Origin of the sequence: Ensifer sp. 4252, assembly GCF_050434565.1 — a bacterium.
In the GTDB taxonomy this organism is placed as follows: domain Bacteria; phylum Pseudomonadota; class Alphaproteobacteria; order Rhizobiales; family Rhizobiaceae; genus Ensifer.
Genome location: NZ_JBNDIU010000052.1, coordinates 1 through 14,303, shown reverse-complemented (window position 1 = coordinate 14,303; position 14,303 = coordinate 1). Strand labels below are relative to the sequence as shown.

9 protein-coding genes and 2 pseudogenes are annotated in these 14,303 nt (G+C 56.0%); 7 read left to right on the top strand and 4 right to left on the bottom strand.

Annotated features, from left to right (window positions below; genetic code table 11):
• Positions 1 to 358 precede the first annotated feature (358 nt).
• The 4 genes and pseudogenes from ABIE33_RS35510 to ABIE33_RS35495 form a co-directional block, all read right to left on the bottom strand.
• Positions 359 to 1,603, bottom strand: coding sequence for an NAD(P)/FAD-dependent oxidoreductase (locus tag ABIE33_RS35510; protein WP_429133771.1), 1,245 nt, complete (start codon positions 1,601 to 1,603; stop codon positions 359 to 361).
• A 162-nt stretch (positions 1,604 to 1,765) separates the two neighbouring features.
• Positions 1,766 to 2,737: an ornithine cyclodeaminase family protein gene (locus tag ABIE33_RS35505; protein WP_429133769.1), complete on the bottom strand. Its 972-nt coding sequence runs from the start codon at positions 2,735 to 2,737 to the stop codon at positions 1,766 to 1,768.
• A gap of 590 nt (positions 2,738 to 3,327) precedes the next feature.
• Positions 3,328 to 3,509 (bottom strand): annotated as a pseudogene (locus tag ABIE33_RS35500) (ATP-binding protein); the annotation flags it as partial.
• A 210-nt stretch (positions 3,510 to 3,719) separates the two neighbouring features.
• Positions 3,720 to 4,408: pseudogene (locus ABIE33_RS35495) on the bottom strand (LysR family substrate-binding domain-containing protein).
• Positions 4,409 to 4,746: 338 nt separating this feature from the next.
• On the opposite strand from ABIE33_RS35495, the gene ABIE33_RS35490 reads away from it, so the two are divergent.
• The 7 genes from ABIE33_RS35490 (at position 4,747) to ABIE33_RS35460 (ending at position 13,977) form a co-directional block, all read left to right on the top strand.
• Positions 4,747 to 5,964, top strand: coding sequence for a hypothetical protein (locus tag ABIE33_RS35490; RefSeq protein ID WP_429133768.1), 1,218 nt, complete (start codon positions 4,747 to 4,749; stop codon positions 5,962 to 5,964).
• 48 nt (positions 5,965 to 6,012) lie between these two features.
• Positions 6,013 to 7,077: a trypsin-like peptidase domain-containing protein gene (locus tag ABIE33_RS35485; RefSeq protein WP_429133767.1), complete on the top strand. Its 1,065-nt coding sequence runs from the start codon at positions 6,013 to 6,015 to the stop codon at positions 7,075 to 7,077.
• Between the two features lie 160 nt (positions 7,078 to 7,237).
• Positions 7,238 to 8,347, top strand: coding sequence for an ABC-three component system protein (locus ABIE33_RS35480; RefSeq protein ID WP_429133765.1), 1,110 nt, complete (start codon positions 7,238 to 7,240; stop codon positions 8,345 to 8,347).
• The gene (locus tag ABIE33_RS35475) at positions 8,340 to 8,858 is read left to right on the top strand and encodes an ABC-three component system middle component 2 (protein WP_429133763.1); all 519 of its coding nucleotides are present in this window, start codon (positions 8,340 to 8,342) and stop codon (positions 8,856 to 8,858) included. The genes ABIE33_RS35480 and ABIE33_RS35475 overlap by 8 nt, the downstream gene beginning before the upstream one ends.
• Positions 8,858 to 10,762 carry a hypothetical protein gene (locus ABIE33_RS35470; protein ID WP_429133762.1) on the top strand — a complete coding sequence of 635 codons (1,905 nt, stop codon included), beginning with the start codon at positions 8,858 to 8,860 and terminating at the stop codon, positions 10,760 to 10,762. The genes ABIE33_RS35475 and ABIE33_RS35470 overlap by 1 nt, the downstream gene beginning before the upstream one ends.
• Before the next feature lie 260 nt (positions 10,763 to 11,022).
• Entirely contained in the window at positions 11,023 to 12,408 is a 1,386-nt protein-coding gene (locus ABIE33_RS35465) for a hypothetical protein (protein WP_429133760.1), read from the top strand.
• Between the two features lie 48 nt (positions 12,409 to 12,456).
• The gene (locus ABIE33_RS35460; RefSeq protein ID WP_429133758.1) at positions 12,457 to 13,977 is read left to right on the top strand and encodes a hypothetical protein; all 1,521 of its coding nucleotides are present in this window, start codon (positions 12,457 to 12,459) and stop codon (positions 13,975 to 13,977) included.
• Positions 13,978 to 14,303 lie beyond the last annotated feature (326 nt).

The window sequence follows — 14,303 nt, the reverse complement described above, 5'->3', positions numbered from 1 at the left end:
CGCTGAACCCATCGCAAAACCTCCGGTTTGCACCAGAGATTCAGATTCATCGCAGTTTGGGAAGCCCGTGAGTCGAAGTCAGTGAGGTGCCGTATAAGAGTTGAATAGCCCCCCGATCTGCGAACGCTCTCTTCCTCAACGCCTGAGGCGGGAACCTGTCGCTAATCCAAGAGGCAAGCATCACAGAGATTTTTGTCTAGAGATTTTTTGTCTGCATCTTGGCTTCGAAGGAATTCGATTGAAGGCAAATCTGGATTCGAGAGAGCGACGAGAAAATCAATTGCGATAATCGTATTGGGTTGATGGCTCAGGCTATCAATCAAGCTACCTTCCTGCCCCCAAGAAATCAGCGCCGGCGTCAAGCTTTGAATCGCGACGGCGAAAAGGGGGTTTCATCAAGGAGGGGTTTCTCTCCGGTCATCATCTCCCCAATAAGCCGTCCGCTTAGCGCGCTTAGTGTCAACCCGGAATGGGCATGTCCAAACGAGAACCACAGATTGTCATGGTGCGGCGATCGACCAATAATCGGTTTCATGTCCGGCGTGCAGGGCCTCGAGCCCATCCAGGGTTCTGGATCGAGCCTATGTTCGATCGGAAAGATCTTTCGCGCGGCCGCCTCAGCACGATCCAACTGTATCGGCGATTTTGGCTTGTCTCGCAATGCAAACTCTACGCCTGTCGTCAGGCGTATGCCACGCGACATGGGGGCAAGAAAATAACCTGCTTCAGCGTCGAGAACCCAATTGTTAAGAACTGCATCGCCCGCCGCCGAGTAATGCATATGATAACCGCGCTTTGTGCCAAGAGGGTATTTATAACCTAGCCGGCGCGTAACTGTATCTGTCCAAGGACCAAGCGCCAATAGCGCCTCCTCCCCTTCGATCGGGCCATCGTCGGTGCGAATTCTCCACCCCGAACCAGAGTGGGCAAGCGACGTTGCGTTGCCTATGACAAACCTGCCGCCAATGCTCCTGAAGTAGTTGTAATACGCCGTCGTAAGCGCATGCGGGTCAAGTACCGACCACGGATCGACCCAATGCACTGCGCCACTGAAGGCACCGTGCAAATGTGGCTCGATTGAGCGAATGGCGGCTGCATCAAGGGCATTATACTCGAGGCCAACAAGACCGCTCCATCGTTCTGCCTCTTTGAACTCGGCATCTCTTTTGCGGGCTGTTCGAAAGAGCTTCACCCAGCCGTTCTTCTGAACAAGATGCTCTGCCTTCGCGGCGTGGATGAGGTTGCTATGCTCGGCGTGCAGATGTGCGAATAGCGGCAAATAAGTTTCGACAACAGCACGATATCGCTTAGGCTTGGAGTGCCACCAATAGCGCGCCATGAAATCCATTTGCTTTAGGAGTCCGCTAAGCTGATAGCGAACATCGATCTGATTGTTGAGCGCGTATCGCAGCAACATGCCGATCTTCTGAGGAAACCCGTACGGCACGAGCTTGTTCTCGATCAAACCCGCATTGCCGTAGGATGTCGCTTTCCCCGGTGTAGTTCGATCAACGAGGACGACCTGGCGGCCCCGCATTTGAAGATGGATCGCACTGCACACTCCAATAATTCCGGCACCGACGACGAGCGTTTCTTTCGTCATTGTTCTCGCGTTCCTTCCTTGGGTAGAGCCGATTGCCACGAATTATTGGGTCAGAGGGCGATGGCAGATTGACGGTTTTTCAGAGCGTCGATCTGCCATGCCCGCGGTATGACGCCAGCCCTACGTGCGCACCTTGGGAGAGATGACTACAAGCATGCTCTTTCATTGGGGAAGCGGCATCCCGATCCCCTTGGCCAGCGCACGCTCGTGTATCAGCATCGCAATCGCAAGATCTGCTACCGCCGATCCGCTGCTGAAAAGCATGACCCGTTCCTGTGGTCCTTTGCGACCTTTATGACGGCCGCCGACCAAATCGACCAGCGTTGCGCCCGCATGATCGAGGGACGGAACGAAATTTCCAGGCTTGGCGTAATGCTTCATCGTTTCCTCATCGACTACTGTAAGGTCTAGCTGTTTCAGCCCCGCGTGTATCCACGGACGACCCAAGTCAATGGCAGCGACGAAGGCGCCTGGGCGGATCCAGGCTGCATCAATGAAGGGCTCGAAATTCCGCCTAAGCGGGACTGTCGTGACGACGACGTCGCTCTGCGATACGACCTCCCGAACACTCTTCTCGATGGGCTCAAATCCCAATGCCCGGCAACGCTCTGCGAAGCCCGCGCTTATGGGGCCGGGTCCACTGTTCACGTAGACATTTCGTAGGAAGGGCAACAGGTCGGCCAAGGCCGCAAGATGCCCCTCGGCCTGGATGCCCGCGCCCACGAAACCAATGGCCTCGCTGTCTTTAGATGCAAGGAAATCTGCGGCGACGGCCGTCATGCCGGCGGTTCGTAAAGCCGTCGCATGCCGAGCGTCCATGAGGCAGCGCAGCTGTCCGCTCGGAGCATCGGAGAGGAGAATGCTCGCGTTGATATTGACAGCTGTGGCGCCACCGCGGGGGACCATCCCCACCCATTTCAACGCCGCACAGCCTCGTTCGGTGTCCACTGCGGCCAAACTCTGGAACGCATGCCCCTCATCGAGGAAGATCGAGCTCTTGGGCTCGCAGCGCACCTTTTTGACAGCGTATAGCCTGAAAGTATCTTTGATAGCCTGTCGCACACTACGAACATCAAGATCGAGTGCCGTGACGTCTACATCGGTGAGGTATAGAAGCTGTGGGTGAGCTGACATTCGATTTTACCGCCATGAGATATTGCGTGTTAATAAGTAGTGTGCACGCAGAGGTCCGGAGCACCGATCATGTCGAGGTCCATTGGATCTTCACGAAGTGTTGCGACAACTCCTGCGCTCGGCCGTAACGGGAAGATCGGCTGACCGTCTGCCGCGCATAAGGCGACGACAGCCGCCACCTCTGCCGTACTGGCGGGAGATCTGACAGCATGCGCCGTGCCAGATCGGCGCTGCCGCCGATCGGTCAGGTACGGAGCCATCTGTTCGGGCTGGATATGCAGACCTCTCTTGCCGACGATCTTAAGCGTTCGAGGATGTCGCCCTCCCGCCTGTGCGATGAGCTCGCTCGCGACGTCAACGAACTCGATCATTTGAGCGACAGGCAGCGACAGAGGCAGACAGGCCACTCAGTTGATCTCTTGCTCGCTGCATCTAGATCCTCTTGTAGAGCGGGGCGTAGTGCGATTGCCGTGAACCAAATCGAGCGTTCGCCATTATGTCGCTGGCGTTGCAGTTATTATTACAATGCGATAACTTTTATTGCATAATGAACGTAGCACGCACTTCCGCCGTTGTCAAGGATCGAGCGTTTACGGCGCTTTCCTCGGTAGTCTGCAGCTGTCGCCACGGATTGTGATGACGTGGCTGTGGTTCAGCAACCGATCGAGGATAGCAGTTGCCACGACGGGATCGCCAAACACCGTCCCCCACTCTCCGACACTGCGGTTGGAGGTGACGAGCATTGCACCCCGTTATAGCGCCGGGACACGAGCTAAACGAGCGTACCAAGCGCCGGCAGCAACGCTGCCAGAGCCTGTTCGCGCGCGGTTTGACCGGTTAAAAGCCTCGTCTCGGAGGATCAGCATCGCGCGACGGCAAACGGCCGGGATCCGGGAAGCCTAGGCCCGGCAAACCGCTCCGCTTGACCGAGGGATCGCAACAGGAGCGACCACCCGCGCCCAGCCGTCGAGCACAAGCGCTCTCACCTGCCCTGCCTGACCAGCGACCGAGCGATATCGATGATGTCGTCTCTGGCGGCGGTTGGGTCATCCTTACTCCAGGCGACCCCAAGTCCGATCCGGAAGTCGACACCCCTTGCACCTTCCTGAGCTCGAAATTGCGGTTGGGAAGATCCAGCGTCCATTCCGGCGCAAAGCCGATGCCAAGACCGGCCGATACAAGTGACACCAGCGAGAAGGTGTCGTCGCATGTGTAGGCAACGTTCTTCGACAGATCGTGCTCCTCGAACTTTTCGGTGAAATAGCGCTTAGTGAAAGAGAGGTTCTGGCGTGAGAACGAGATGGTCTTCTCACCCTTCAGATCCTCGATACCGATCTCGCCTCTAGCAAGCAGCGCGCTGTTCTTCTCCACCGCCAGAAGGTAGCGCTCATGCGCGATCGAATAAAACCGGAGCGAGCCGATGTTTTCGACCGGGCGGATGAAGCCGAGATTGATCTGGCCGTTCTCCAGCCCACGGATGATGTCGTTGGTCGAGCCGCTGGATATATGCAACTCGATATCGGGATATTTTCTACCGATGCGCGCCAGGAAGACCGGCAGCAGACCGATCGTTGCCGGATACCTGATAGAGACGATCGACTCTTTCGGCGCAGCAGAAGCCGACTGCGCATCTCTCACGTTGAAAGGAATCGAACCATAGCTCCAAATCATTCGTGCTCGCAGGGAGCCGGTGATTGATGGAGATCCCCGGCGACCATTCTATAGAGTAGCGGGTCCTGAGAATTATCAGGTACGGGCTCGATCTCGGGTTCCGGCTGCTGATAGCGGCCCGAGAACGGCCCTGTTGAGTTGGCCCTCCTACGGACGGCTCCAATACCATGCCTCTCATAAATCCTGTTACTGCCACTATCCAAATTGCAGCTATGCTTTCGCCATTGGCATCGCCCCTTTTACTCTGATACTGCAGCGATTTTCGGCGTCGGCGATGGAACGGCCCCCCCCCGGCAGTCATGTTATGCCGTGGAGTTCGAGGGCTGGGGTGGGGATCGGTGAGCGACGAACGCGACTTTTACATGGACGGAAAGGCATTCAACGAACTCGCCATGAACTGGGAGATGGCCAGTTCGCTATGCTTTTCAGATGACGATCTCTTTAAACGAAGGATTGCGGATGCCCATCCTATCGTCCGGGAAAAAGCCCTCGAATGGTATGATGACGAAGATACCGTTCTTCACTACCTCTACGCGCCAGCTGAGAAAGTTCGCCGTCGCATGGAGGTTCAAGGCTATACTGCAAAAAGGTGCAGGGCCTTGTGGGAACGGGAATATGCCAGTCATATCGCTCACGCCGAAGAACACTTTGCTGGCCGTTCTCCGGAATTTGAACAGGAGATTGCTGCCCAGAAGGGCCTTTCATTCGAGGAATGGGAAGCGCGGGAATCACGGGGAGGACTAGAGCAAGCCATAAAGTGGGGTGGGCTCCACCTGTTCAGCTTCACGGATATGTTCGCCGCTTTGGCGATCGCGATCGACGTCTACAACCCCGAAGCGATTTGGACTGACTTCACGTCAATATACGATTTCGATCCTGACCTGACGCTTCATGCCAACCTTGCTCGTCAACCCAGCGATCTCGACCTCGATTTTATCGAGCCCACCGGCACGGTGCTGATACTGACTGAGGGGGCCTCTGACACCAAGATTTTGTCGAGCGCCCTGAAAGCGATGTATCCGGAGTTTGCTGATTTGTATGAATTCGTCGACTTCGAGGAGTTCAAAATCGAAGGCGGCGTATCGATGGTGACGAAAACCATCAAGGCTTTCGCCGGAGTGCGAATGGCACAACGGACGATAGGGCTGTTCGACAACGATGCGGCGGGTTGGGAGCAAGCGGTCATCTTGGACCGTCTGCCCAAGCTGCCCCCATCGATCCGGACAATGCTCCTACCTGATGTGGAGATCGGACGAAGCTATCCGACAATGGGGCCAGAGGGCCTGAGGGATATGGACGTGAACGGCTCGGCGTGCTCGATCGAACTTTTCCTCGGCCGAGAGGCTCTATCAGATGAAAACGGAAATCTCCGACCAATTCGTTGGTCGAGCTGGAACAAGGCCGCCAACCGCTACCAGGGCGAACTCGAAAACAAGAACGCGGCTACCATCCACTTCGTCAATGTCATGAAAGCGGGCGGTGACCCAATGGCACTGCGAGCTGCGTTTCCAGAGATGGACGGTCTGTTGAACGCGTTGTTCCGAGCGTTCCACTAGTTCGGAAGCCCCCGATCTTTCAGATCATCCCCGGTAGAGATCAGCAATATGGCGATTGAATTCCCCCTTCAGATACTAAAATCGGTTTGGGTGAATCGCCCCGACGGGCGGTGGTCCATAGACAACGTTAAAGGGCTTACCCTCGCCTCGAAGGCTGAGGACGATCAGCGGTATTTTCTTTTGCAGGGCAACGTCGAGGTTTTGACGAACAGCCCGAATGGCCGATTTGACGACGTTCTCTCCCTCTTTGGAACCACTGAATTCTTGATGCAGCAGAGCATCGTTCCCGTGGTGGCGTGGCTGGAAGGTGAAAGCGCGATCCGATGCATAGGAACTGCATCCATAATTAGCTGCACAGGCTACCTGATCACAGCTGCACATGTGCTGCTTGATCCTTTGGAAGCGGGCTATGGGGCAGTGCGTGTCGGCCGAGTAGTACAGCATCGCGACGATCTGAATTTCGGGGTCTTTATACCCTATTGGATGCAAGGCAGAGGGAGTTATTTGCAAAAGGCATTTAGGTTCTTTCCTTTCGAAAAAATGTGGGCTTGGGGCGATTGGAAGCAAAGTCCGCTGCTGTACGAAGATGACCGATGGGAGCATCTCACCGATGTCGCAGTTTGTAAGATACCCCGGATGCCGGGCGGCCAAGCTCATCAGCCGCTGAACATGTCTCTGAACCCGTTCACGCCGGGGGAGGATGCATACGCACTCGGGTATGCCGAAATGCCGGACATTGAGATCAATCCAGCCACGGGGCGGATTGTTGATAACGATTTTCGGCTGAACCTCTTCGTAACTGCCGGTAATATCCTACAAACGTTCCCCCAGAACCACATTGCGAAGGAAGTCTCAACTCCTGGCCCCTGCTTCGATTTCAATGCCCGAGTACCAGGCAAGATGAGCGGCGCCCCCGTTTTTGGTGCAAGGGGCGCAGTCATGCGTGGTGTTGTAAGCCGGAGCTTCTCGGGAGAGGAGCATGCCTACGGCTCGATGCTAGGCCCGGCGATGGACCTGCCGATGGATGAACCAGAGGTTCAAGGTCGCTCCCTGCGGAGTTTGCTGCAGGAAGGAAATGAGGGGATGGCTCAAGTCCAGGGCGTTGGGCTCTAGCGTCTTCCGTGAAGGCATCGAGGTTCTGGGACACCGTTAGCTTCTGGATCGCCTACCAGACTTTTCAGGTCTTTAGAGCGCGGAGATAGGTAGCCGTCTTGCCGTTCCTTTGGGACCATGTAAGAACACCTGAAGTTGAAATTCTTTCCTAGAGTCGAACTTGGCCAACGAACTGAGAGCGCTCGACAAGCCGACCAAGTGGCCGGGCGCAAACGCACGGCTACTCTCTCCCGGCGTCGGTTTACCGGTTAAGCCGATCGATCGACTGGCGCTGTTCAGCGCGGACGATTTCGAGCGTTTCGTTCTTGAGTGGGCAGACGACTACCTGGCGAAAAATGTCCCAGACGTCACTGATGTCCAGCAGAGGGGCGGCTCAGGTGACAAGGGCCGCGACATAGTAGTTTGGTTCGGTCAACCTGGCTCTCCGGACCGGTACTGGCACCTGTATCAGTGTAAGCGATACAGCACCGCACTTGGCCAAGGGAAGGCAGTCGCCGAGATCGGCAAGGTGCTGTATTTCGTATGGCGAGGCGATTTCTCGCTTCCAAAGGGATACTGGTTCGTGACCCGAAAAGGTGTCACGAACGACCTCCAGGACTTAATTGACCACAACAAACTCGGCACGTACCTAATCGAAAACTGGGACGAACATTGCGCCGGCAGCATCGTCTCGAAAAAGAAAATTGAGTTGGAAGGCGACTTTCTAAAATTCGTCCGGGCCATCGACTTTTCGCTCATCCGGGTCAAGCAACCTCTTGAGATCCTCAGCGAGCATGCTCAGACTAAGTACCACAAGTTCGTCTTCGGTGCACCGCTAGTGGATCGCCCGAAGCCGACACTCCCTCCGTCGGTGATCGACGCGAAGGAACAAGGGTACGTCCGGCAGCTTTACGACGTCATCGGAGAACTGACGGGCACGGACGTTCAGAAAGAATCCGACTTCGAAGGTCACAAAAAGTCCTCGCTTCTATTCAAGCGATCGCGCGCGTCATTTTACAGCGCCGAGGGCCTGAAGGAGCTGGCGCGCGACCAGATGGACGACGTGAAGTATTTTGACGACCTGCTCGAACGCTTCGAAACCGGTCTCTATTATACATTTTCCGGGCCGACGCCGAATGGTTACGAGCGCTTGAGCGCCACAGTGAAGGCCGCACAGCTTCAGCAGATCGACGGGCACGTTCTCAGAGACCACATGTCTCCGCTCGACCGTGAAGGCGTTTGCCACCATCTCGCCAATTCTGGAGCAGTCACATGGTGCGACGATGAGTGACCGTCAGCCGCACCCGCCCAGGCTTCCCCGCGGGCGTCTTTTCAACACCCCGTTCGAGTGCGGCTTCCGTCTCTTGTTCGTCCTGTCTGCGAGCAGGCCTTCCAGCTACGACGTCCAGCGCCTGATCAGCTACGACTACCTACTGGTGCATTCCGGCGACGCTTCCGATGTATACGACAGCCTTCACCCTGCGGTACCGAACCGTGGGAACGAGTGGGTCGTCAAACGCGACGTCGTGCAGGCCGGACTGCAACTCATGTTCTCCCGCGAACTGATCGAGAAACGCCTTACCGATCAGGGCATTCTGTTCGCTGGGACCGAGCTGACCACGGCCTTCATCAATCTGCTTCGGACGCCATACGCAGAAGCACTGCGTGAACGTTCTGTGTGGCTGGCCAATGAATTCGACAGCTACTCCAATTCCGAACTTCAGCAGTTCATGACCGATCGCGTGGGCGTTTGGGGGGCAGAATTCGAAACCATGTCGGCAATCAAGGACCTCGAGCTTTAATGGCCAGAATAGTCGAAATTCGTCTGACGGGAGACGGCCTGGAAGACGCATACATCCGCTTCGGACGCGGCCCGAACGTTGTAACGGGCGATTCCGACACTGGCAAAAGCTACTTGCTTCGCCTGATCGACTACGTACTGGGCGCTAGAGAACTGTCCAAGGTCATCGATGAAGCGAATGGATACTCGACGGCTTGGCTGGAATTCGCCAACGAGAGCGGCAAGTCGCTCACTCTCGAACGGCACGTCGCCGGCGGGAACGTGCGAGCCTACCCCAGGAACATCGTAGATGTTCTAGCGGAGATCAGAAGCGCCAGTTCCGGTGATCAGCCGGGCGTCCCGGCAGACGTGGAAGACCTCTTGTGGAGGCGGCAGGGTAAGTCGATCGGGCCCGACGTTACTTCTAAGGTGTTCCCATTTTTCGGAATACCCGAGAATGTGCTCGTGCGGGAGAATGCCGATGGGAGCACCCAACGGCTTTCTATCCGGACCTTGCTTCCAATCGTTCTTGTCGATGAGGAGTCCATCATCACCGAGGGTTCACCGATACTTCGGGGTGGGTTCTCGCAGACACCAGAAAAGCGGATGTTCTCCTACATTCTCACGGGGAAGGATGACCGCGGGATCGTTGAGCGAGAATCCCGCGAAATTGTCTCGGCGCGGGTGCAGGCCCAACGCGATCTGATCGACGAACTGCTCGTGCCCTTGAACAACCGCCTCAAAGATCGTGTCGAAAGCGAGGAGGAAGAGTCCATAGACCGTCTGGAAAACACGATCGGGTCCTTATCTGACACCCTGGCCGCCAATTCCGACGAGCGGTCTCGTCTCCGCCAGAGCCGGAACGAGAACTACCATCTCGTTCTGAAATCCGAGACCCAGATCGCCGCTGTCGATGGACTGCTCACACGCTATCGCCTCCTCGATGAGCGATACGCCTCCGATCTCCAGCGTCTCGACTTCATTGCCGAAACCTCTCACTACTACGACGCTCTTCAGGAAAGCGTCTGCCCAATGTGCGGTCAGGCGTTTGGCGGAGAAGATCATCGTCACGCTGACGCCAGCTTCAAGGCGGAAGAGGTCCATACCTCGGCAAGCGCCGAAGCAGCTAAGATCCGAGGATTGCAGGCCGATCTGAAGTCGACGATCTCTGATTTGGTCGAGCGCGACGTGTACTGGAGGGGTCAGCAGGAAAGAGCCTCCCGCGCGCTGGAGACCATCGATCGTCAGCTTGACAGTGTCCTAACGCCGGCGCGCGCCACAGTTAGGAACTCGCTGAACGAACTGGTGCAGAAGCGTCTTAAGCTTGAAACGGCACGCGCCGATCGGCTCGAGGCGACGCGTCTCGCCGAGCTGAAGGCAAAGCTTGAACAGGAACTTTCCGAGCCAGCCCCAAAATCGACGTGGGCGGGCCTGGATCCGATGGCGGTGACAGACCTGTGCCGGGAGATCGAAGGCGTCCTCAAGGAGTGGTCCTGGAAGGACGACGTCCGCGTCGAATTCCAGGAGGATCGATACGACATCAAGGTCAACGGGAAGCTCCGTCGATCGCACGGAAAAGGATTCCGCGCTGTTATGCATGCGGCTTTGACTATCGCAATCCTCCGCTATTGCACGAAGAATGGGAAGCCTCATCCGGGGTTTGTCGTCTTAGATTCCCCACTAACCACGGTCAAGCAACGCAGCGGCCAGCCGGCGGTCGAGGCGGCGGAAAAGGATAGAATCCTTCCCTCGATCGAACCCAGTTTTTGGAAGAGCATAGCGAAGACCGACGCCTCCGTTCAGGTGATCGTTCTCGACAACAAGGAACCACCCCAGGAACTCGCGGACGATCTGAACGTCCAGTTGTTCGTCGGTCCCGAGGCCGAACCAGGTCAGCGTGCTGGGTTCATACCACCGAAAAAATAAGCCAAAAGCAGGAACCCCTAGCCTGCCATTTCTAATCGTATTCCCGAGGAATGGACTGGCTCCGACGGACGGCTTTGCGAGTTCAGCAAAACCATACGGGGCCACCGTTGAGCCAAGGCGCGTCTTCCCAGAGGCACAGGTTTCATCGGCACAGCATCGCTGACAACATCCTGTGCACAACGCCCGATTTAGAACCGCCCACAATTACCAGCAGCCGAGCATCAAGTGTACTTTCAGTCATCTGTTGGGGGATATTGCTCGTGACCGACCTGTATGTTGCCAAAGCGCCGGACAAAACCATTCTCGACATGCTGACCGAGCTGAAGGAAAAATTCGGTTCCTCACATACGAGCGTTGATCTTGGCGGTGTGCCTCTGGGAGAGGGTGAACACGAGCTGCTGCGAAATAAGAGGGGACCGACGTTCCTTATAAACTCGTTTTCCTTCAATCCGGGTGAAAACAACTTCAATGTGAGCATGAATCGCGGCAATGTTCTGCCCAGCCTCAACCCTGCCTATCACGACGTGATTAAGTTCGACCCGGCGAACGGCCGGGTAAATGTTACGCAATTGCTGGACGTGGAAGAGGTTCTTCACCGCCATTTGACCTTCCCGAAGGCCGGCGATGCAAAGGGACTAGCTGAGAGGACCCTCGGCATCATCGACCGCGAGACCGCTTCGCTCGCCCAACTTCATCACACCATGTTGGAGAACGCGGAAGAGCTTCGTATCAGCTACGAGGAAGACGCCGCCGAGCGCCGGAAGAAATTCGAGGACCGACAGCTTCTAGCCGAAGAGGAAATCCGGAAGCGGCAAGCTGAGTCGCTTGAACGCATCAACACCGAGAAGGCTGCGTTGGATGAGAAGATCAGAGAATTCGACCAGTCGGACCACATGTTCGCGCGCCGCAAGCTGCGGGAGGATATTACGACTCAAGTCCAAGGGTTCCTGCTGCGTCCTCCCAGTTCGAAACAGTCGCTTCTGAAGTTAAGTTTTCTGATGTGGATCTGCATTGGCGGCGCCATATTATCGGGCGGAGCGGCATTCTACACGTTCCAGTCCTTTGTATCCCTCACTCAAGAACGAAGCCAACTCGCCTCCGACTTGCTTGCCGTGATCGAGCGCACGTCTACCGCATCACAACAGGCGGCGCAGACCAGTAGGGTGGGGGAGCCGACAGAAAATAGGGCGACGGACATTGGCATCGTTCCCGAAACTCTCGCACCAAAACTGCCGGACAATTCAATTTTGCTTTGGATGCTCGCTCTTCGCGGCCTGCTGTTGTCGGGCGTCGCGGTGGGCTTCATCGCATACCTGGTCGCGTTCCTGCGCCGATCTTACGACAGCGAAGTTCGAACGATGCAAGAGCTTCAGCGGTATGGAATGGACATCAATCGCGCGAGTTGGGTCATTGAAACCGCCATGGAGATGACCAACAAAGAAGGCGCTCAGCTTCCCGAGAAGTGGGTTGAAGGCGCCTGCGCTGGCCTCTTCCAGTCGGGCGGGAAAGGTGAAGGAGAGGTCAGCTCCCTTGCCGCCCTTGGCGCTGTCATGGGGCTCGGGCCCGAGGTGAGTGTCGGCCCGGGTGGGGCGACACTCAAATTGCCGCCGAAGGCGGCGAAAAAGGCGGCTAATGATGCCGAGTAATCCTCAGACCTTCCCTCGTATCCGGCTTTTGAACCGGGAATTCTCCGCGTGACTTTGGTGGAGAGAGATAATACCCGCAGGGCGTTGCGGGACTATCTTGGCCGCGCGCAAGACGTTGATTTCCTCCGTCTGATCTGGGCGGTCGATGCGCTTCAATCCGACCGCGTTACCCAAGCAAGTTCCCATATCCGTTTCCCAGCTAAGGCGGCAACGTCGGACGTCAACGACCGTTTTGCCGTTTATAAGTGGGATTTGGAAACGCTCGTCACCTGCCTTCTTCTGGGCCGCAAGATCGTTCTGACTAACAAACGACCCGCACTCGCTTGTGGAGACTTCCGAGACATCGTCCCAGCTGTGAACTTGCTTCGTTCGCTGGAAGATGCTGAGTCCGGTATGCAACTCGATGAAACTAACATCATGCTCGAACTGCACAGGATCGCGCAGCGTCAGTTTCCGTGGCAGCGTGGTTTCGTGAAACCACAGAATGCCTACCGCTTTCTCTATGTTTATGGACAAGGGAAATGCGCTGACCATTTCGCCGCTAAACATGGCATCACCATCACAAATTTTGTTCTGTGCGCGTTCGCCTTCTTCTGGGTGACCTACAACAATCCATTCCCGCTCACACCAATCTCTGACAGCCTGAACCCGGCTATGATCGAAGCGGCATTAAAAGTTATGGCGCTTTCTCCAGAAGTGGCGCGGCTGAAAGCGCGCGAGATGAGAACAAAGGCTCTCGAGAAAAACGGGGGTAGAGAACTTTCGCGAACTATCTACCAGCCGAGCGTCCTGCGAGAGTTTCCAATAGTTCGCGTAGGACGAAACCTAATCGCGCCCCTTCCCGACCTCATAATGTACCGCGCTACATCGGGACTTTTCTTCGATATCGTCGGCAATGGTCAGGAGTTGATTAACGACGCCAACCAGCGCTTTGAGGAATATGCCCGGTTGTTGATAAAATCTCATATGCCCCGATTTGAAGTCCTCGAAGCCCAACCCTACCGCTTTAACAAATCCGAGGCGCAGACTCCGGACGTTCTAGTGAAAGACGACGGTAAGATTGTTGCCGTCTTTGAGTGCAAGGCAACCAAGCTATCATTTCAGGCCCAGTATGCGGAAAGCCCAATGGAATCTGCAAAGGCGGCCTATGACCAAATGACGAAAGGGATATTCCAACTCTGGAAATTCTTCTCGCACGCGCGACGAGGAATTTTTAACGAGCAAAAGGTGTCAGATTCAGCCTGCGCAGTCCTGCTCACGATGGATACATGGTTCGCGATGGCAGGCGATCTTCAGAAAGCGGCCGTAGAGGATGCCAAAAAGCGTGCGAAGGCGGACCCAGGAATAATTGAGTCCGACATGCGACCCGTCGTTTTCTGTAGCGCTGACGATCTTGAAGACGTCATTGGCTGGGCAACCGAGGACACCCTTCTCAAGCTCTTGGAAGTGGCTACAAGGCCCAAGTACGATGGTTGGTCAGTCATAGCTATACAACGAGATGAAGGCTTAAAGTCAGCCGAGTGGAAAAAGTTTGCCCTTGATTTGGGCGATCTCATTCCCGGTATGTAGTGCCTTTCACCACCAAGCTAGCGAAACGTTGCCCGAGTATCAGCGCGACGTCTGCGCCCAATGGTACGATCCGCATCGAAACGCTCATCAAAGTGCCATGACCACCCAATTTATACCGGTTAGTAGTACGTGGGGCAGAAAGGGTGGCAAGCGCCGACAGAACGTCTTCTCTCTGCGAACCCGACACGGAATTCAGTTAGTTGTGCATAATGCGCGGGCTTGGCTCCAAAGAGCGCCGGCCCCGATTCCGCCGATTGGGCAAATCATGATTCCCTCCAGCCATGAAGAAGCGGCTGCCCTCGGTCGATCATGTTGAGACGCTGTCG